A 20,477-nucleotide genomic window follows, 5' to 3' on the forward strand; every position below is an offset into this window, starting at 1 on the left:
TAAAATAAAAAGTTACCTTCCATCGGTAACTTTTATTCCTTATTTTGTACAGCTGGTAATATAATAATTGCTTCAGTGCCTTTTCCACTTTCACTCTTATATTCCAATGTACCATTATGCGCTTGTAAAATACTAAATGTTACCATAAGCCCTAATCCTGTCCCTTTTTCTTTTAAAGAATAATATGGTTGCCCCAGCCTTGCTAACTGTTCTTTCGTCATACCAACACCACTATCTTTAACTCTTATTATGATTGTTTCGCCTTTTTGAATAGCTGTTACTTTTAAATATCCTTTATTTCCTTGAATTGCTTCAATACCATTTTTAACAACATTCATAATAGCTTGCTTCAACTTTGTCTTATCACCAATCGTATAAAGACTTTCTGAAATTTCAACTTGTAAATATACACCTTGCATCGCTGCAAATGACGACATGAGAGTGGTCATTTCTATTAATTGGGCTGATAAACAAATGTGTTCTTTTTTCTCAATTTGCGGCCTTGCTAAATTCAAGTAATCTGAAATAATTTGTTCCGCCCGATCCAATTCAGCTAATACGAGACGCATATAATCCTTATTCTTCACATCTTCCGTACTTTCTAACAATTGGATAAATCCACGAACAACAGTAAGTGGATTTCGAACTTCATGTGCCACACTTGCTGCTAACTCACTTACAATATTAAGCTTTTCTGATTTTTGCATCTCTGTACGTAGCAATGCATTTTCATTTAAATATTCAGTTAAATACACCTGAAATACCATTGTCATGACCATGATAAGCGAGGCAAATATAAATCCGCTATATATTTGCGAAATATACGGTGTAAATCCTGTTTCCAAAAGAACATTAATCATGCCTAATACTAAAGAAACAAGCACATAAAATGATGAAATCATAAATGCTAAAATTAATTTCTTATCCCTTGAAAAAAGAGACCATTTCTTTGATAAAAACAGCGGAACTATCAATAGAAATATTACTTCTAAAACTGGAAGAAAGCTCATTCCCTTTAGTAACCATTCATATGCAACAAAAATAACCGCTGGGATTAAACCAACAATCCCACCATATAAAAAACCACTGACAATTGGAATGGGGTGAAAGTTATACCCACACACATTGCCAAAACAAATAGAGTATGTCATGGAGAGAACGAGCGTAACGCTAGATAAAAACATAATAAAGTAACGATTTGGCTTCGGAGGCATTTCTTGATAGCGATTTAAACGAATCGCTTCATATAAAAATAGTGGCAAAATTATGATGGCAATTTGAATCAATAAATCACGGATAAGCTCCATAACCTCTCATCCCCTATATGTATTTTGATATGATTATATCATTTTATAGGTGTATTTGTTTTAAAATTTTGATTTTTCTTAACATATTTGTTAATTCTTTGTTAACAACTCATCATAATTGTTACAGATTTTCGAAATGATTGTAAACCCTGTACCAAATTTCCTTCGTGCAGTATACAATGAATACGGATTACAAAGAAAATATAAAAATACTTTTTTAGACGGACAACTATAGCAAAATACAGCATATAATCCATACTATCTATGTTTACAAATAAGTGATCATTACTTTAGTAGGAGGAAGATAAATATGGCGGGTACTACGCTTGTTTTAAAAGAAGAAAATTTGGTTGTTCTAGAAAATGTTGAAAAATCAGTATATGAAGAATTACAGCATAAAGCAGGAGATGAAAATTGCACATGTGCTGTGAACGAATCAGTTGTTCACCTTGGCAAGGTATCCTCTGTACTCTGGAATGAAGATGAAATAGATTGGGAATACGGATATTAAAAAGTCGCTTATAGCGGCTTTTTTCTCTTTTCTCTCTCTTTCTAAATTACATATACAAAGCGCGATCATAGAAAATATGATAAAATGAACTTAATTTTCAAACGGAAGAAAGGGAGATACAATGGAACAATTCATTAACCCTAGAGTGAAGGACATCCAAATTTCTGGAATCCGTCAATTCTCTAACATGATTCAAAACTATGATAATTTGATTTCTTTAACAATCGGACAACCCGATTTCCCTACACCTTCTCTCGTAAAAGAAGCTGCAAAACGGGCTATTACAGAAAACTATACAAGCTATACACATAACGCTGGTTTACTAGAATTACGCAAGGCAGCTTGTAACTTCGTAAAAGATAACTACGATTTACACTACTCACCTGAAAACGAAACCATCGTTACAATCGGTGCTAGCGAAGCAATTGATGTTACATTTCGAACGATTTTAGAGCCAGGAACAGAAGTAATTTTACCTGCTCCTATTTATCCAGGTTACGAACCTATTATTCGATTATGCGGTGCAACACCTATTTTTGTAGATGTTCGTAAAACTGGATTCCGTTTAACAGCTGAAGCGCTTAAAAATGCTATTACAGAAAAAACAAGATGTATCGTACTACCGTATCCTTCTAACCCGACCGGTGTAACTTTATCAACAGAAGAACTAAAAGATATTGTAGATGTTTTAAAAGACAAAAATATTTTCGTCCTTTCAGATGAAATTTATAGCGAGCTGGTATATGAACAAAAGCACACATCTATCGCTCATTTCCCAGAAATGCGTGAAAAGACAATTGTCATTAACGGTTTATCTAAATCACATTCTATGACTGGCTGGCGTGTTGGACTTTTATTTGCACCAAGCTATTTAGCTGGACACATATTAAAAGTTCATCAATACAATGTAACGTGTGCTACTTCAATCGCTCAATACGCTGCAATTGAAGCATTAACAGCAGCTAAAGACGCACCCAAAATGATGCGCCACCAATATAAAAAACGCCGTGATTACGTATATAATAGACTCACTCAAATGGGATTAACAGTTGAAAAGCCAACAGGTGCATTTTACTTATTCCCATATGTTGGTCATTTGACATCTTCATCATTTGATTTTGCACTTGATCTTGTCAAAGAAGCTGGACTAGCTGTAGTTCCTGGAACAGCATTCTCTGAATACGGTGAAGGCTACCTTCGCTTGTCCTATGCGTATAGTATTGAAACTTTAAAAGAAGGCTGCGACCGATTAGAAGCCTTTCTAAAGAAAAAAGCTAAGAGTTAAACTCTTAGCTTTTTTATGCATAATGATCACAAGTTTGACGTTTTAGTAATTTATGAGGAATAATGATACACTTTGCAGTGGATTCTGCATTCTCTACTTTATCAACTAAAGCTTTTGCTCCCTCATATCCCAGCTGATAAATATTCACATCAACTGTCGAAAGTGGAGGGCTCGCAATTTCTGATAATAAAGCATTATTAAAGCTTACAATAGAAACATCCTTCGGTACAACGAATCCTTTTTTAGAAAGAGCACTTAACACACCAAGTCCAATTAAGTCATCCGTTGCCATAATTGCCGTCGGCGGTTGCTGCAGTCCCATTAATTCCTCAACCGCTTGTTGACCACTTTCCCTCGAAAAATCAAAATGTAAAATATATTCTTTTGGTAATACAATGTCTGCTAATTTCAAGGCATCACTCATACCAGCTAAACGATCTCTCGTTACAAGTAAATCTGATCCACCACCAATGAACGCGATTTGCTTATGCCCTAATGAAATTAAATATTCTGCCACTTCTCTTGCAGCTGTATAATTGTCATTATCTACATATGTAATTTCATCTTTTCGATCATATGGTTTTCCTATTAAAACAAACGGGAAATTTTGTTCATGTAAATATTGAATAATCCGATCATTCTCTCTTGAATATAAAAGAATAATGCCACCAATTTGGCGTCCCTGTACCATCTTTACGACACCATTAAAAATTTCTTCTTCCGTTTCACCTGTCGACATGTAAAGCGCATAACCTTCTACGTGTGCAAATGAACTAATCCCTCTTATAACTTCTGGGAAAAATGGATTTTGAAAAGCTTTACTTGCAGAACTTGGCATAACAAGGCCAAGTGTTTTCGTCGTTTGGTTCGCAAGATTTCTCGCATTTAAATTAGGATGATACCCTAATTCACTCATTACTTTCCTAACACGGCGCTTTGTCTTTTCACTTATACTTGGATTATCAGCAATTACACGAGAAACTGTTGATGGTGCAACATTCGCTTGCTTCGCCACATCTTTAATTGTAACTGTCATAAAAATCCCCCTCCTCTCATTTCTCTGCCATTTTTCATATATTTTATCTCGCACTCATTGCAAGTCATAAATTTTTATTTCTTATATCTTGCAAAACTAATCCTATTCTCCCTCTTCATGTATTGTAAGGGATATAGCTATTTTTTCCTATACTATAATATACTATTTATTTGACATCTTTTCACATGTGATGTCAAATCTCTTTTCATCTCCCTATAAAGTTATTTATGGGGAGATGAAAAGAAAAATGGGACGTAATGTCCCATTTTTCATCCTTTCGTACCTCCAGCTGTTAAACCGGAAACAAAATATTTTTGTAGTGATAGGAATAAAATTGAAATCGGGATCGCAATTAACACAGAACCCGCTGCAAACGTTGTAAATTCATTACCGAATTTCTTCGCAACCATTTCATATAATCCAACTGCCAAAGTATAATTTTCTGGTGTTCGCAAAATAATACTCGCTAAAATGAAATCTGTAAATGGACCAATGAAAGTAAATAACGCTACAACCGCTACGATTGGCTTTGCAAGTGGCATAATGATTTGCCAGAAAATACGGAAATGCCCTGCTCCATCCATTCGAGCTGATTCATCCAACTCTTTCGGAATCGTATCAAAATACCCTTTCATAAGCCATGTATTCATCGGAATTGCTCCGCCCACATAAATTAAAATTAATGCAAGATGTGTATCAAGTAATCCTGTTAACTGAGCTAATATATATAGTGCGATTAACGCTGCAAAATTCGGGATCATTTGCAAAATTAAAAATGTTAATAAACCATTCTTTCTTCCAACAAAACGATATCTCGAAAATGCATAAGCAGTAAAACTAATGGCTAGTACAGAGAAAATCATCGTCATTACGCTAACTTTCAAAGTATTTTTATACCAAAGTAAGTAATTACTTGAATCGAGATCAAGTAGCTTGCGATAATGATCTAATGTGGCATTTTTCGGAATAATACTTGACCCAGATAAACTATCCCCTGGATTAAACGATGAGCCAATTATCCATAGTAATGGATAGAAAATAATCGCACACATTATGAAGATAACTAAATAACTTAATGAAAGACGTAGCATCTTTTGTCGTTTAATATTCATTTACATCATATCCTCTTCTTGGAATGATTTTGTTCTCTTAAATTGCCATAACGCAACTGTAATAACAATTAACGATAAAATCATTGTAAGAGCTGCTGCTTTGCCGTACTGAGCCGAAGTCATCGTTAACTTATAGATCCATGAAATTAAAATATCCGTTCCACCTGCATTTTGTCCAGACACAGCAGGTCCTCCGTTATTAAATAGATAAATAATACTAAAATTATTAAAGTTAAACGTATATTGCGTAATTAATATTGGCGCTGTTGCATATAACACAAGTGGCAATGTAATTTTGCGGAACTGTTGCCAAGCAGTTGCTCCATCTACTGTAGCCGCTTCATATAATTCTCCTGGAATCGATTGCAATATACCTGTTGTCATTGCAAAGACGAACGGGAAACCAAGCCATGTTTGAATCATAATTAAAGCAATCTTTGACCAAAACGGGTCTGTCATCCAAGCAATCTTTTCAATCCCGAATAAAGCTAATACTTGGTTATTAATTGCTCCAAATGTTTCATTAAACATACCAGCAAATACAAGAATAGATACGAATGCTGGAACAGCCCACGGTAAAATAAAGATTGTTCGAATAATTGCCTTACCTTTAATACCAGGCTGATTTACGATAATCGCTAAAAAAATACCAAGTGCAACTTGTAATGTTGTTGCAACGAATGTCCAAATGACAGTCCAAGAAAATACACTTAAAAATGTATCTCTCCACATCGGTAATGTGAAAATATCAATAAAGTTTTTAAAACCCACCCAATCTACTAATTTAGCTGGAGGAGAATGATATAAATCATAGTTTGTAAATCCAATTAAAATTACGAAGATGATTGGAAATACGACAACAAAGATAAGTAGTAGAAAACCTGGTGAAACCATTAAATAAGGAAAGCCTTGATCTAACAAATTACGGTATTGCTCTTTTACAGAATTTAACGGTGTTCCTATATCACGTTTCTTTCCATTTTGATATGCATCATATAAGTTAAATGCATATATGCCGAGCCCAAACGCGATAACGATAAGTGCCAAGATCCCTTCTACTAATAGAAAGACAGAATGGTCACGTGGAACTTCTGTACCGAGCGTTACAATGCCCCATAATCCCATATTTAATAAATCAGCAAAGGCTACAATAAATGAACCTGTTAATACTAGAAAAATAAGACCTTTTACAAATTGTTTATTATATATTTGGCCCATGCCCGGAATGATTGATAACACGGTTGCCATTTTCCTATGCTTTGAATGGTTTAACCCCTTTGCAGGTTCCATAGATGTTTGCATGTTCCTTCCCCCTTTTTTCTTCCCACATGGAAGGGAGAGAATTCGTGCCCCTCATATTAGAGGCACGAATTTCACCTTATTTTTTCTTACTATGATTTGCCTCAATATTACCTTTAATTTGTTTCACTGCACTATCAAGTGCGGATTTTGGTGCTTCTTTATCTGATACAACTAATTGAAGCGCATCCCCAGCTGGTTTCCAAACTTCCTGCATTTCTGGAATATTCGGCATTGGAATTCCATTTTCCGATTGCGTCGCAACCGCTTTTGCAGCCTCATTTTCTTTAATGATTGGATCTTCCATTACTGATTTTACTGGTGGAATTTCTTTCGTTTTCTCAAAGCGAATTTTAGCATTTTCTTCATTTGTAACCCACTCAGTAAATTTTGTAGCTAAATCATTTTGTTTAGAGAAGCTTGTTACATGCCATCCTTTTACACCAACGAACGTTTTCATCGGTTGACCATTTGGTAATTTCGGCATTGGAGCAACACCATAATCTATTCCAGCCTTTTCCATCGCTTGGAATGCCCATGGACCATTCATAATAGATGCTGCTTTTCCTTCATTAAACAATCCATCTGCAGCTGAACCACCAGATTCACCGATAATACCTTTCGGGAATAACTTTTCTTTGTACCATTTTTGAATATATTCAGCACCTTGTACCGCACCGCTATTATTTAATCCAATATCATTTGCATTTGGCTTTCCATCTTTTTCACCAAATACATAACCACCCATACCTGCCATAAATGCATTAGCGAAGTAGAAGTTATCTCCTAGTGCTAAAAATCCGTATTTTCCATCTTTCGTAAAGTCTTTTGAGAAGTTAAACAGTTCATCCATCGTTTCGGGTGCTTTTTGCATCATTTTTTTATTATAAATAAAGATTGGTGTTTCAATCGCTTTTGGTAAACCGTATATTTTTCCGTTATATGTTTGTGCTTCTATTGATAAATCTGTAAATTTACTTTTTACTGTATCATCTACTTTCACTTCTGAAAGTAGCCCTTCTGTTACCGCATTACCAATATGATCATGTGGCAATGTTACAACATCTGGCCCTGTGCCAGCTGGACCGTCGAGACGAAGTTTTTCTATTTGTTTCGTCATCTGAACCTCTTCAACTTTTACTTTCACATTATATTTCTTTTCAAAACTTTTCACCGCTGGCTCTAGACCCACACCTTTTTTCTCATCTTCCCAAACAAGAAGGTCATAGTCTTTTTTCGCTTTACTTTCCTCTTTTTTCCCTGAATCTTTCGGTCCACATGCAGATAACATACCAATAGATAATGCTGAAACCGTTAATAATGATAATGCTTTCTTCATCCCAAAAACCTCCCTAAATTGTCTATGTACCTCAGTAACTGAAAACGTTTGCATTTAATAGTTTAATTGAAGCGCAAACAATATCTCAAGTCTATGAAAACGTTTGCGCTATTTGTCTATCATTATACATTCTTTTATTCATTTTGCAAATATTAATTTAAAAATTATGTCATTATACTCTTTATACATTGACTTTATATGAAATGAATACTACTCTTATAAGCAATATTAAAGCTACGAGAAAGGCAATCGTTTGCAATATAGGCTTTATTATTACACTTAAGGGAATACTATGTATAGAGATATTGAAGGGGGATTTTCTATATGTTTAAAGAAGCCATTTATCATAGGCCGAAAGATAATTATGCATACGCTTATGATGAACAAACAATTCACATCCGAGTACGTACTAAGAGAGATGATATTCAAAGCGCCGATCTTATTTACGGTGATCCTTACGAATGGAAAGACGGGAAATGGATATCATCAAGTACACCCATGAAAAAAACGGGTTCTACTGCATTATTTGATTATTGGTCCATTTCAATCGAACCCAAATTTAAGCGCTTACGTTATGGGTTTGAATTAAAATCTGAAACAGACACTCTTATTTATACAGAGCGAGGATTCTTTTCTAACATTCCAAATGATGATGTTGGTAACTTTTTCTGTTTTCCATTTATTCATGCAGATGATGTATTCAAAGCACCATCTTGGATTAAAGACACCATTTGGTATCAGATTTTCCCTGAACGATTTGCTAATGGCGATAGTACGCTGAATCCAGAAAACACTCTTCCCTGGGGAAGTACGAATCCAACTCCAACTAATTTTTTCGGTGGAGATTTTGCTGGTGTTATTCAAAACCTTGATTACCTTGTTAAGCTTGGCATTTCCGGAATATATTTCACACCTATTTTCAAAGCTCATTCAAACCATAAATATGACACAATTGACTATATGGAAATTGATCCACAATTTGGGACGAAAGAAACTTTCAAAGAGCTCGTTGAAGAATGTCATAAGCACGGTATAAAAGTAATGCTCGATGCTGTGTTTAATCATAGTGGATACTTTTTCGAGAAATTTCAAGACGTACTAGAGAACGGTGAGAAGTCCGCATATAAAGAGTGGTTCCACATTCATGAATTCCCAATTATAACCGAGCCACTTCCAAATTATGATACTTTCGCCTTTACACCGTATATGCCTAAATTAAATACAGCTCATCCAGATGTAAAAGAATACTTACTTGAAGTAGGACGTTATTGGGTACGAGAATTTAATATAGATGGCTGGCGCCTTGATGTCGCAAATGAAGTCGATCACAATTTTTGGAGAGAATTCCGAACTGAAATAAAGACATTAAATCCTGAAGTATATATTTTGGGAGAAATTTGGCACGATGCCCTTCCATGGCTACAAGGCGATCAATTTGATGCTGTCATGAGCTACCCTGTTACAAACGCTCTACTTTCTTACTTTGCTAACGATTCCATTAAAGCAAGTGAGTTCATGAAGCAAATTACAGAATCTCTACATTCCTACTCTATGAATGTAAATGAAGCAGCCTTTCATTTATTAGATAGCCATGATACTCCAAGAATTTTAACAACATGCAACGGAGATAAAAATAAGTTGAAATTGCTCTATGTATTCCATCTTTCTTTCATCGGCTCTCCATGCATTTATTACGGAGATGAAATCGGCATGGATGGTGGTATGGACCCCGATTGCCGTAAATGTATGATTTGGGATACTAAAGAACAAGATCATGCATTATTTACACATATACAAACATTGATTTCATTACGAAAACAACATGAAGCTTTTGGAGGACATGGTACTTTTCAATTCATCGAAGCAAATGATGAACATAATTATATTTCTTATACGAAAACATATGAGGATGAAACTATCTTTTTCGTTTTAAACCCTACTAATAGTGAAGTTACAGTTTCACTCCCTCTTCATGTTACTGGTAAGAAAATAATTAACATTTATACAAATGAAGAATTTTCAGCGGAAGCAAGTGTATTACAAGTTACACTTCCTCCATATGGATTCTCCATATTAAAATGGTAATCCAAAAAATCCTTATGCCAAGGTGGCATAAGGATTTTTCTTATTTCAATTTGAATACTATCGCTTCATACGGACGTAATGTAATGTTATCTATCGATCCGATTTCTACATCGTAATTGTGTATAAATAATTCTGATTCACTATAACTAATATCCTCAGGCATTTCAAATACACTTTCATCCGCAGTAAAGTTTGCAATAACAAGTAGTTTTTCGTCTCCATATGTTCTTACATAAGCAAAAACAGAAGGATTATTCTCTAATATTAAATCATATGATCCATATACAACTATTTCATTATTTTTGCGTAGCTCAATTAATTTCTTATAGTAATAAAAAATTGAACCTTCATCTTGGATTGCTTGTTTCACATTAATCTCTTTATAGTTAGGATTTACAGTAATCCAAGGTTCACCTGTTGTAAATCCAGCGTGATTCTGATCATCCCACTGCATCGGAGTTCTAGCATTATCACGACCCTTTATATAAATAGACTCCATTACTTTTTCTATATCTTCACCATGGTCTATCACTTTTTCTTTATACATATTTAACGTTTCAATATCTCGATATTCATCAATTGATTGGAATCGAACGTTCGTCATTCCGATTTCTTCACCTTGATAAATATATGGCGTTCCCTTCATCATATGAAGAACTGTCGCTAACATTTTTGCTGATTCAATGCGATACATTCCATCGTTACCAAAACGAGATACAACGCGAGGCTGATCATGGTTATTCCAATAAAGGCTATTCCATCCGGTATGCTCTAATGCTTTTTGCCACTTTGTCAAATTCTCTTTTAAAGTAAGAAGTGAGCATGGTTTTACATCCCACTTTCCACCTTCTCCTGAATCTAAATCCATATGTTCAAATTGGAATACCATTTGCAACTCTTTTCGTTCTTCTCCAGTATACAATTTGGCTTCTTCTGTCGTTACACCTGGCATCTCACCAACCGTCATAATATCATAATGCGATAATACTTCCTCATTCATTTCATGCAAATATTTATGAATGTTTGGACCGTTCATAAAATGTTTATGACCTGAAACATAGCCATCTTCATCTGTTTCAACAGTTGGTAATCCTTCTTCTTTAGAAATAAAATTGATCACATCCATGCGGAATCCATCAATTCCTTTTTCTAACCAAAACTTCATCATCTCATAAACATCTTGTCTTACCTTTTCATTATCCCAGTTTAAATCCGGCTGTTTTTTAGAAAACAGATGTAAATAATATTCATCCGTCATTTCATCGTACTTCCATGCAGACCCACTAAAAGCAGCTCCCCAGTTGTTCGGTTCTTTCCCTTCTTTTCCAGGACGCCATATATAGTAATCTCTATATTTATTATCTTTTGATTTACGTGATTCAATAAACCACTTATGTTCATCAGATGTATGATTAACAACTAAATCCATCATCAATTTCATATTACGTTCATGCATTTCATGTAATAGCTCATCCCAATCTTCCATTGTTCCGAACTCGTTCATAATCTTACAATAATCGCTTATATCATAACCATTATCATCATTTGGAGATTCATAGACTGGTGATAACCAAATCACATCAATCCCTAACTCTTTTAAATAATCTAGCTTTGAAATAATCCCTTGAAGATCTCCTATACCATCACCGTTACTATCCATAAAGCTACGAGGATAAATTTGATATACTACGCTTTCTTTCCACCATTGTTTTTCCATTATGCTACCCCATTTCATTCATAATTCATTTTTCTCTTTTTTAAGGCGCAAACGTTTTCATTAATGAATGATAACAGATTCTATCTCAATTTAAAATAGCGCTTACAATTTTTATTGTTCTTTTTCTAAGAAAACATACGAAAATTACTAATAACTCTTCAATAAATGAAAACGTTTTATTTTTTTATTTATTTTTTGAATCTATTCGTTTATAATGAACTCAAAGAAAACGTTTGCATAATTATTTCTAGGGGGAAATACCATGGCAGAACTTAAATTAGAAAATATTTATAAGATATATGATAATAACGTAACAGCTGTAACCGATTTTAATTTACACATTCAAGATAAAGAATTTATCGTATTTGTCGGTCCTTCTGGATGCGGAAAATCTACAACATTACGAATGGTAGCTGGACTCGAAGATATTTCAAAAGGCGAGTTTTCAATTGATGGTAAACTAATGAATGATGTTCCTCCAAAAGATCGAGATATCGCAATGGTCTTCCAAAACTACGCTCTTTATCCACATATGAGTGTATATGATAATATGGCATTCGGATTAAAACTTCGAAAAATACCAAAAGATGAAATCGATCGTCGTGTGAAAGATGCAGCAAAAATTTTAGGGCTTGAACAATATTTAGATAGAAAACCGAAAGCATTATCAGGTGGACAACGCCAACGTGTTGCGTTAGGTAGAGCAATCGTTCGAGATGCAAAAGTTTTCTTAATGGATGAACCATTATCAAACTTAGATGCTAAACTCCGTGTTGCAATGCGCTCAGAAATTTCTAAGCTACATCATCGCCTTGGAACAACAACAATTTATGTAACACATGACCAAACAGAAGCAATGACTATGGCTTCGCGTCTTGTCGTTATGAAGGATGGAAAGATTCAACAAATTGGAACTCCAAAAGAAGTATATGAAACACCAGAAAACATTTTCGTGGGTGGATTTATCGGGTCACCAGCGATGAACTTCTTTCGTGGTAAATTGACTGAAACCGATTTCGTTATAGACAATACCATAAAAATCAAAGTATCTGAAGGAAAAATGAAGATGCTACGTGAACAAGGCTATGTAAATAAGGAAATTGTTTTAGGTATTCGCCCGGAGGACATTCATGATGAACTACTATTTTTAGAAGCTTCACAATCTACTACTTTCACAACAAAAATTGAAGTTGCTGAATTGTTAGGTGCTGAATCTATTTTATATATGAAACTTGGAAATCAAGATTTTGCAGCACGTGTTGATGCACGACATATATTCTCACCTGGAGATCAAATTAAATTGGCATTTGATTTAAATAAAGCGCATTTCTTTGACAGCCAAACAGAACAACGTATTCGCTAAAAAAATTTCCTTCTATATAACATACAAAAAAACCGTCCACATATATTGAGGGCGGTTTTCATTATTATACTAGGGCTTCTACTGTATGAAATGATTGTCCTTTCGTGCTAATAATACCGAAAATCGGTAAATCACTAAGCACCACTTCTTCTTGCTGTTTCATAAAAGATGACGTTAATTGTTTTATCTCTATCCAAACGTCATTAATACAAAGTACATTGGAATCGTTCTCTTGTTGGCGAGAAAAAATAGAATCTATTTTATATAAACCACCATTTTGAAAAAGCATATCAATGCGACTGAATGCATTCAAAGTAATGCTAATAACGCGTTGCCAATCTCCTTGTTTTCCCATATCATAGGATACAAAAAGTGCCTCTCCGCCTAGATTCATAATTTCCTCCACTGTTGCTTGTCCACTCTCTTGATCAATGTCCGTCACAATAACTTTTGCGCCTTGTTTAGCCAACAAAAGAGCTGTATTACGTCCAATACCGATGCCACCGCCAGTTACGATAGCAACTTTTCCTGCAAGCTTCATTTTCATTACCCCTTCTATAAGTCTTACCGTCATTCAGTATACTCCTTTATAAGATTAATCTGCAAGCAAGAAAAATTGCTCATTCATTTGTAAGCGATTACTTTTTTACTCCTTCTTTTTTCCTACTATTACGCTGATCGAAAACTAAACCGATGAAAATTAAAATCCCCCAAAAGATTACACTACCTCCAGTCATTTCAATTTCCCCCTTATTATATAAAGATATTATTTTAATCATTATAACATTTTCTTAATTTTCAATCTATTAAAACCCAAAATGATATTATTACATAAATTGTAGTATAACAAAAAAGACCTTCTTATTTTATGTATAAAAAGGTCTTTTTTCATTATACAAGACTTATTACTTTCGTCTTTGTAATTAAGTCCTGAAAACCGCAATTGTCTTTGCGGAACAACATCATATATACGTTACATATTAATGGAATTCCTAATAGCAATACGTTCGGCAATAACAATACAAAAAATCTTATAATTAATGTTTGCAACGTTAGCTTTTCACTCTTCAATGAAATTAATTTTATTCTCGTTACCTTTTTGCCAAGTGTAACACCGTTCCAAATAAAGGGTAACACAATAAAATATATCGCCATTAATATGAAAACTACTGCGAAATCATATCTAAAATCACCTAAACTTATATTAAAGCGCTTAAACATAGCACTATAGTTTCCGGTCATAATAGCTACTACTGCACCATACATAACCGAGATTAAAAACATGTCAATTAGGGAAGCACCTATGCGATTCATTACAAGCGCTGGACGATGCATCTTTAACTTCATTTTATGTCGACTCCTTCATATCCTTCTTTACCCGTCTCATCGTACCACTTCTAAAAAACATTGTAAACTAGCGTTTCTCTTACTTTTCTTGTACAATTTGTTACAATAGCATTATAAAGGAGGTTCCCATATTGAAAAAATGGATAATCCTATTCGTCGCCTTCCTATTAACTGGTTGTACAGGAAACACAAGTCACTTAACTTATACGGTTAACGATGAATACGAGCTCATACGTACTTCTGGAAATGCATTTGAACTTTTCCCCTCGCAAGATGCTGTATATGCCACACAATACATCCCTGCAAAAATTACAGACATTGCTTGGGATGATAAATACATTATTGCAAAACAAACTGAGGAAAAATCAGATCCAAATAACCCTGACGCAGCAATTGCAAATAAAAAAAGTGAACATTATTGGATTATTGACGTAAAGCACAATAAACGTTTCGGTCCCTATAATGAAAAGCAATTTAATAAACAAAAAGATGCGTTTAAAATTAAGGTACCTTTTCAAAATGTAGATTCATACATAAAAGAAATAAAAAAACAGTCAGCATAATCTTTTGAGTGCTGACTGTTTTGTCTTACATTATTTTAAAAACACATTACTCCGAAAGTGAGATATTAAACGTTTGTGGCTCTTTTACAACATCTTGTGTTTCTGAATCTCCTGCAAGTAAATCATCAGTTATAAACTGAATATCCTTTACCTTGTCTTTTCCATCGTCAAGTATTAAACCAATAATCCCATCTCTTGTTTCACCAGGCTTATAGTCTTCTCTTGATACATTTTTTGTACCAACTAACGTATCTTCGTCATATAAAAAGTTTTGAGTCGCTACTTTAAAATGTTGCTTACCATTAATTATAACATCATTCATAGAGAAAAATTGCATATTTTTATTTCCGCTATTCTCCACTTTATATGTAATCTCAACGTAACGAATTGTATTACTAATCTCTGTTCCACTTAGCGATGCATATAATTCTGCATCTTCTTGGCTTACTTTATCCCCTAATCTACGTTTTACTTCTTCAGGAGTTAGTGCCGTGTATACTTTCAATGTATTTTTTGCCTTTTCACTCATCTGTGATAAAGAGATTACTTTCACATCTTGTACGTGAATTTTCATTGGCGCTACTTCAAATGTTTGATTCACAGAATGCATCTGCTCTAACTTGAAAGTACCCCAGCCTGTTTCTTTCACTTTTTGTCCTACTTTTTTCAGCTCACGCCCACCATATTCTTTTGTTTCAGGAATAGATTCTTTCTTCTTCGGTTCAGCTTTCTTTTCTTCTTGATGGAAGCAACCACTTAACATAAGAAGAAAACTACATAAAACAAAAATACTTTTCCATGCTTTCATCATTTCATTTCTCCTAACGCTATCATTCATGAATATAAAATTAGTCCCTTGCTTTGTAAACTATAGAAACAATGAAAAGTCCACAAAATGAACTTGTCAGTCCAGATACTATTATACCTCCAATTTGGAAAATATGAAAATAGGGATCTAGGAACACATACACGATAAATATAATAGTTGCCACAACAATTACTGAAATCCAATACTTTCTTTTTTCCGAAGCTAAAATAAAGTCTTTACCCATTTCATTTCTATGCTTCCATAAAACGTATGCTAATAATAGAAAACCAATACATGTACTTCCATGTTGCATATATTTATAAACAGAGATACCGTACCATTCTCTTTGCAATAATGGTATTTTCATAACAAAATAGCCTGTCTTATGAGTGAATGCATCCCAAACAACATGCGTTAACATACCGAATAATGCTGAATAACAAAATACAAAAAGATCCTTCCATGTATGAAGACCCCACCCCTTGTCTACTGCATATGTATAGTAGCCAGCAAATGGTTTAGGTAAATGTGTTATAAAAGACTTTTTTAAAATGTAATGATATATGTATGCTAATAAGAAGACAAGTGGTAAATTTAAATATAAGAACCCAAGCCACGTATGCCCAATAACACCATACGGTCTAAAGTGTAAAAAATATTCAAAGTCAGGCGCCATACTACCTAATATAAGAGCCGTTACTGACATATATTTAGAATGCTTTTTCGCAAAAGGAAGAACTGCTGCTGGATGTGCAAATGTAAACGGCATACTTTAACTCCTTCTCACATTTTCAGTAGAATACCATATATCATAACGAGAGAATGGATCTTCATGCAATATTTATTTTCACATTGGAATATGATAGTTTAAATGATATAATCCACATAAATATTCAGAAAACAAGAAGGGATTCAGGTGTTATTAACACTTGTATTTGCTGCCTTTTTAGATTCAAAATCCGTTATGAATTGAGGTTTATATATTGATTGACGTACCCTTTTTACAAAATGTCACATTAAAAAAAGAAAATATCCCTAGTTTTTCCGCATATCCTTACTGCTTACCCGCTATTCGAACATTACAATCACTAGCTTTCCATCCAAATGTAACATTCATTATTGGAGAAAACGGAACGGGTAAATCAACATTACTTGAAGGAATTGCAATTGCGTTAGGTTTTAATGCAGAAGGTGGAACGAAGAATTTCCGCTTTAGCACAAACGATTCACATTCATCTTTACATGAATACCTTCGAATTTCAAAAAGTTTCAATACACCAAACGACGGTTTCTTTCTTCGCGCTGAATCATTTTATAACGTTGCTTCTTATATTGATGAAATAGATGCTATAAAATCTTACGGCGGCGTTTCACTACACGAACAATCACACGGTGAATCATTCTTTTCCTTATTTATGAATCGTTTTTCAGGACAAGGTTTATACATTTTAGATGAGCCTGAGGCAGCTCTATCACCGATGAGACAACTTTCCATGCTCATTCGAATGCACGAACTAGCTGAACAAGGTTCACAATTTGTTATTGCGACGCATTCTCCTATTTTAATGGCTTACCCTGAATCTACTATATACTCTTTAACACAAGAGGGGATTCACGAATCCACATTAGAAGAAACCGAGCATTATCAAACGACGAAACTTTTCTTTGAAAATCGCGATCGATTATTCCATCATCTATTTGAGTCATAAAAAAAGAAGCAGCAATAGCTGCTTCTTTTTTATAGTGCTTCTATAAATAAGGCAACCCCGATACCGCCACCAACGCATAAAGAGGCAATTCCTTTTTCTAAACCACGTCTTTTTAATTCGTGAATTAAACTTACTGTAATACGAGCCCCTGTACAACCAATTGGATGCCCAAGTCCTACGCCACTACCGTTTACGTTCACTTTTTCACGGTCTAAACCTAACTCTTTCTCTACAGCTAAATATTGAGCCGCGAAAGCTTCATTAATTTCCAGTAAATCTGCATCTTCTAATGACCAATCTACTTTCTCTAATCCTTTTCGGATTGCTGGTGCTGGTCCAATACCCATAATTTTCGGGTCTACTCCAGCTACTGAATATCCAACAATTCTAGCTAACGGTTGTAAGCCTTTTTCTTTTGCTTTTTCTTCGCTCATTAATACTAGAACTGCACTTCCGTCATTCAGGCCAGATGCATTACCTGCAGTTACAGACCCATCTTTACGGAATGCTGGTTTTAACCCTGCTAATTTTTCCGCTGTAATATCTGCACGTGGATGCTCATCCTTCGAAAATACTACTTCTTTTCTACGTTCTTTTATTGTAATAGGAACAATTTGATCGTCAAAGTGTCCAGACTCGATTGCCTTCAGTGCCAATGTATGACTGCGAAGAGCAACTTCATCTTGTTCCTCTCTTGTAATTTCATATTGTTCAACTAAATTTTCCGCTGTTTCACCCATCATAATATGGTGAATCGGATCTTCTAACACTTCCCACACCGTATCACGAATTTCTCCGTGCTGTAGACGTTGTCCCCAGCGGTGCTGTTTCAATGCATAAGGGCTCGAACTCATCGCTTCTACTCCACCTGCAACAACAACATCACTTACACCTAATTGGATTTGCATTGCAGCTGACATAATTGCTTGCATACCTGAAGAACATTGACGTTGGATTGTATATCCCGTAACTGTGTCAGGAAATCCTGCCGCTAATGCAGCTGTTCTCGCCGTATTTGCTTCATCAGTTCTTTGAATACAATGACCTAAAATTACTTCATCAACTTCATGTGGTTCTACCCCGCCTCGTTTTACAGCTTCCTGAAGTACAGGAACAGCTAATTCTACTGGCGTTACATTTTTTAGCGCTCCTCCAAAAGTTCCAATTGGCGAACGAACTGCAGCTGTAATAACAACATTATGCATTTTGTACTTGCCCCTCTCTTATGTACCCTAGTAAGTTTTTAGGTGAAATTCCATAAGATGTATATCTATAACTATCATACTATAAACATACTAAAAAATCAAAATATTTCATATAATAAAAATAGAAGGAATTAACCTTCTATTCTGTCAGTGCATATAAAAACTTTTGCAAAATTTTCTCTGTCGTTTCATTCAATTTTGGCAACTTATCTACTGGAAAATATTGAAGTTTCAACCCTTCATGATCGAGCTTTAATTCCCCGCTCACATGATGTGCCTGATACAGATGAATGACATTGAAAATTTCATCGCCATTCGGATAACGGAAATATACTTCTTTTCCTGATAGAACACCAAGAAATTGCATTATTTTTGCAGTTAACCCCGTTTCCTCAAATAACTCTCTACGTGCCGTTTCTTCTGTCGTTTCACCCAGTTCCATCGCCCCGCCAGGTACACCCCAATCATATGTATCTGAACGATATTGAAGCAATACTTCTTGTTTATCATTTAATATAATGATTGCTGATCCTACGAGAATAAGCGGTCTTGTACCAACGACTTTTCGTAACTCTTCAATATACCCCATATGTAAATTCCCCTTTCCCTAACCTCCCTTATCATAACAAAATTTCTCTCTTTTTGTTCATGTAATTTTAAAGAAAAAAAGGAAGCTTTCGCCTCCGTTTTTTCATCTTTATTTCTTAAAACTTTCATATTTTACAGCTTCAAAAGCTTCCTCAATTTCATCATTACGATAATGGACATATGTAAAACGACCCAATTCTACTAATCTTGCTATTTCCTGTAACGCTTTATGCTGCTCATATGTTTCTTTCAGCTTAATATGTACATAAAACTTCATTAAAGGATGTTCATATAAAGGTTCTCCCACCTCTACATATACATCTTCAACCCCTCGTACAACTCTTACATAACTCGCAAATTGATAAAGTGCTTCTCTGTCTGAAACGATTTTTAATGTATACATATATTCTCCCCCTTTCCTTTACTATATCAAAAAGACGACCATACCATGTTATAGAACTATGAAATTTTTTCGACTTGTCATCTATATATTCAATAAAGAAGGCGTTTATCCATACATGACATCTTTTCCCCACATATATTATAGGAAGAACTTTTTTCATTTGAGGTGTTCCTTATGGATCCATACGTCAATATATGTATTTGCATTACTCCCGGCGCCGATATTTCTGATGACCGCATCGCAAAAGATTTAGCTGTTGCAGAATCAATTTGGCACCCCATTACATTTCAAATTCAAGAAGTAATTGTATTAAATGAACTTTTCCGTTTTTTTGACCGTGAAATCAGTTATAAAAATTCCATTCAAAGTCAAGAAAAGTTGGCATCCTTTTTCCAAACATGTGTAAATGAAGCTCCTGAATGCGACCTTTATATTTGTTATATTGGCAGTGATTATTTCAAAGAAACAGCAGTAATTGCCTGCGCTTATTCTTTAGCAAAACAACAGCAACTTACTGGCTATATCGTTTTAACAAATTCGGCTGCCCCTATGAAAAATATATATACGCTCGCTCACGAAATCGGTCATATTTTATTTACAAGACGTATTCATGGAAAACTTACTCATGCAGATCCTCATTCTCCAACCGGCTCGGAGCACCACCCTTCTCCAACAAATCTTATGTATCCGATAGTCCCTCGTCCAGAAAACGTTCATATTCATTCCTTATTAACAACAGAACAAAAAGCGCTCTCTTTACAAAGCTCTTTACTACAAAGAAAAAAACAGTAACCCTCATG

Annotated in this window: 21 protein-coding genes; 7 read left to right on the forward strand and 14 right to left on the reverse strand. The window is 34.7% G+C overall.

Features of this window, described 5'->3' with window-relative positions; genetic code table 11:
* Positions 1–32 precede the first annotated feature (32 nt).
* Complete coding sequence (gene kinB, locus AC0ONG_RS18735) at positions 33–1,307, reverse strand: sporulation sensor histidine kinase KinB (protein WP_000420371.1); 1,275 nt, start codon at positions 1,305–1,307, stop codon at positions 33–35.
* Between the two features lie 310 nt (positions 1,308–1,617).
* On the opposite strand from kinB, the gene AC0ONG_RS18740 reads away from it, so the two are divergent.
* Positions 1,618–1,818: a hypothetical protein gene (locus AC0ONG_RS18740; RefSeq protein WP_000929277.1), complete on the forward strand. Its 201-nt coding sequence runs from the start codon at positions 1,618–1,620 to the stop codon at positions 1,816–1,818.
* 121 nt (positions 1,819–1,939) lie between these two features.
* Positions 1,940–3,103: an aminotransferase A gene (locus AC0ONG_RS18745; RefSeq protein WP_000434586.1), complete on the forward strand. Its 1,164-nt coding sequence runs from the start codon at positions 1,940–1,942 to the stop codon at positions 3,101–3,103.
* A gap of 13 nt (positions 3,104–3,116) precedes the next feature.
* Here AC0ONG_RS18745 and malR read toward each other — a convergent pair whose 3' ends face one another.
* The 4 genes from malR to AC0ONG_RS18765 all read right to left on the reverse strand — a co-directional run bounded on the left by malR (position 3,117) and on the right by AC0ONG_RS18765 (position 7,889).
* On the reverse strand, positions 3,117–4,139 hold the full coding sequence (gene malR / locus AC0ONG_RS18750) for a maltose operon transcriptional repressor MalR (RefSeq protein ID WP_000219054.1): 1,023 nt from the start codon (positions 4,137–4,139) through the stop codon (positions 3,117–3,119).
* 269 nt (positions 4,140–4,408) lie between these two features.
* Positions 4,409–5,251, reverse strand: coding sequence for a maltosaccharide ABC transporter permease MalD (malD, locus tag AC0ONG_RS18755; protein WP_001022600.1), 843 nt, complete (start codon positions 5,249–5,251; stop codon positions 4,409–4,411).
* A complete protein-coding gene (malC, locus tag AC0ONG_RS18760; RefSeq protein WP_001194983.1) occupies positions 5,252–6,553 on the reverse strand; it encodes a maltosaccharide ABC transporter permease MalC in 1,302 nt (433 codons plus the stop codon). It lies immediately after the preceding gene.
* Positions 6,554–6,629: 76 nt separating this feature from the next.
* Positions 6,630–7,889: an extracellular solute-binding protein gene (locus tag AC0ONG_RS18765; protein WP_000709931.1), complete on the reverse strand. Its 1,260-nt coding sequence runs from the start codon at positions 7,887–7,889 to the stop codon at positions 6,630–6,632.
* Between the two features lie 324 nt (positions 7,890–8,213).
* On the opposite strand from AC0ONG_RS18765, the gene AC0ONG_RS18770 reads away from it, so the two are divergent.
* Entirely contained in the window at positions 8,214–9,974 is a 1,761-nt protein-coding gene (locus tag AC0ONG_RS18770; RefSeq protein ID WP_000471787.1) for an alpha-glycosidase, read from the forward strand.
* A gap of 40 nt (positions 9,975–10,014) precedes the next feature.
* Here AC0ONG_RS18770 and malL read toward each other — a convergent pair whose 3' ends face one another.
* A complete protein-coding gene (gene malL / locus AC0ONG_RS18775; RefSeq protein WP_000415168.1) occupies positions 10,015–11,691 on the reverse strand; it encodes an oligo-1,6-glucosidase in 1,677 nt (558 codons plus the stop codon).
* Between the two features lie 262 nt (positions 11,692–11,953).
* Here malL and AC0ONG_RS18780 point away from each other — a divergent pair, with 262 nt between their 5' ends.
* Positions 11,954–13,054: an ABC transporter ATP-binding protein gene (locus AC0ONG_RS18780; protein ID WP_000818934.1), complete on the forward strand. Its 1,101-nt coding sequence runs from the start codon at positions 11,954–11,956 to the stop codon at positions 13,052–13,054.
* Positions 13,055–13,118: 64 nt separating this feature from the next.
* Here AC0ONG_RS18780 and AC0ONG_RS18785 read toward each other — a convergent pair whose 3' ends face one another.
* From AC0ONG_RS18785 to AC0ONG_RS18795, 3 genes are all read right to left on the reverse strand, one after another.
* Positions 13,119–13,628, reverse strand: a complete 510-nt coding sequence (locus AC0ONG_RS18785) for an SDR family NAD(P)-dependent oxidoreductase (protein WP_000218411.1) — start codon at positions 13,626–13,628, stop codon at positions 13,119–13,121.
* 64 nt (positions 13,629–13,692) lie between these two features.
* A complete protein-coding gene (locus AC0ONG_RS18790; RefSeq protein ID WP_000145659.1) occupies positions 13,693–13,791 on the reverse strand; it encodes a hypothetical protein in 99 nt (32 codons plus the stop codon).
* 154 nt (positions 13,792–13,945) lie between these two features.
* Entirely contained in the window at positions 13,946–14,401 is a 456-nt protein-coding gene (locus AC0ONG_RS18795; protein WP_000769078.1) for an RDD family protein, read from the reverse strand.
* 131 nt (positions 14,402–14,532) lie between these two features.
* Here AC0ONG_RS18795 and AC0ONG_RS18800 point away from each other — a divergent pair, with 131 nt between their 5' ends.
* Positions 14,533–14,964, forward strand: a complete 432-nt coding sequence (locus AC0ONG_RS18800) for a DUF3997 domain-containing protein (protein WP_000758794.1) — start codon at positions 14,533–14,535, stop codon at positions 14,962–14,964.
* A 46-nt stretch (positions 14,965–15,010) separates the two neighbouring features.
* On the opposite strand, the gene AC0ONG_RS18805 is transcribed toward AC0ONG_RS18800, so the two are convergent.
* A complete protein-coding gene (locus tag AC0ONG_RS18805) occupies positions 15,011–15,775 on the reverse strand; it encodes a hypothetical protein (RefSeq protein WP_000973897.1) in 765 nt (254 codons plus the stop codon).
* 37 nt (positions 15,776–15,812) lie between these two features.
* Positions 15,813–16,541, reverse strand: a complete 729-nt coding sequence (locus tag AC0ONG_RS18810) for a DUF4184 family protein (RefSeq protein ID WP_001116870.1) — start codon at positions 16,539–16,541, stop codon at positions 15,813–15,815.
* A 214-nt stretch (positions 16,542–16,755) separates the two neighbouring features.
* Here AC0ONG_RS18810 and AC0ONG_RS18815 point away from each other — a divergent pair, with 214 nt between their 5' ends.
* The gene (locus AC0ONG_RS18815) at positions 16,756–17,481 is read left to right on the forward strand and encodes an AAA family ATPase (protein ID WP_000568001.1); all 726 of its coding nucleotides are present in this window, start codon (positions 16,756–16,758) and stop codon (positions 17,479–17,481) included.
* A gap of 29 nt (positions 17,482–17,510) precedes the next feature.
* On the opposite strand, the gene AC0ONG_RS18820 is transcribed toward AC0ONG_RS18815, so the two are convergent.
* From AC0ONG_RS18820 to AC0ONG_RS18830, 3 genes are all read right to left on the reverse strand, one after another.
* The gene (locus tag AC0ONG_RS18820; protein ID WP_000552075.1) at positions 17,511–18,686 is read right to left on the reverse strand and encodes an acetyl-CoA C-acetyltransferase; all 1,176 of its coding nucleotides are present in this window, start codon (positions 18,684–18,686) and stop codon (positions 17,511–17,513) included.
* Positions 18,687–18,825: 139 nt separating this feature from the next.
* Positions 18,826–19,275, reverse strand: a complete 450-nt coding sequence (locus tag AC0ONG_RS18825; RefSeq protein WP_002005651.1) for an NUDIX hydrolase — start codon at positions 19,273–19,275, stop codon at positions 18,826–18,828.
* Between the two features lie 108 nt (positions 19,276–19,383).
* Positions 19,384–19,677 carry a DUF3928 family protein gene (locus AC0ONG_RS18830; RefSeq protein ID WP_000288335.1) on the reverse strand — a complete coding sequence of 98 codons (294 nt, stop codon included), beginning with the start codon at positions 19,675–19,677 and terminating at the stop codon, positions 19,384–19,386.
* A gap of 174 nt (positions 19,678–19,851) precedes the next feature.
* Here AC0ONG_RS18830 and AC0ONG_RS18835 point away from each other — a divergent pair, with 174 nt between their 5' ends.
* The gene (locus AC0ONG_RS18835) at positions 19,852–20,469 is read left to right on the forward strand and encodes an ImmA/IrrE family metallo-endopeptidase (RefSeq protein WP_000371606.1); all 618 of its coding nucleotides are present in this window, start codon (positions 19,852–19,854) and stop codon (positions 20,467–20,469) included.
* Positions 20,470–20,477: the final 8 nt, after the last annotated feature.

This window comes from Bacillus sp. TCT6, assembly GCF_056033845.1.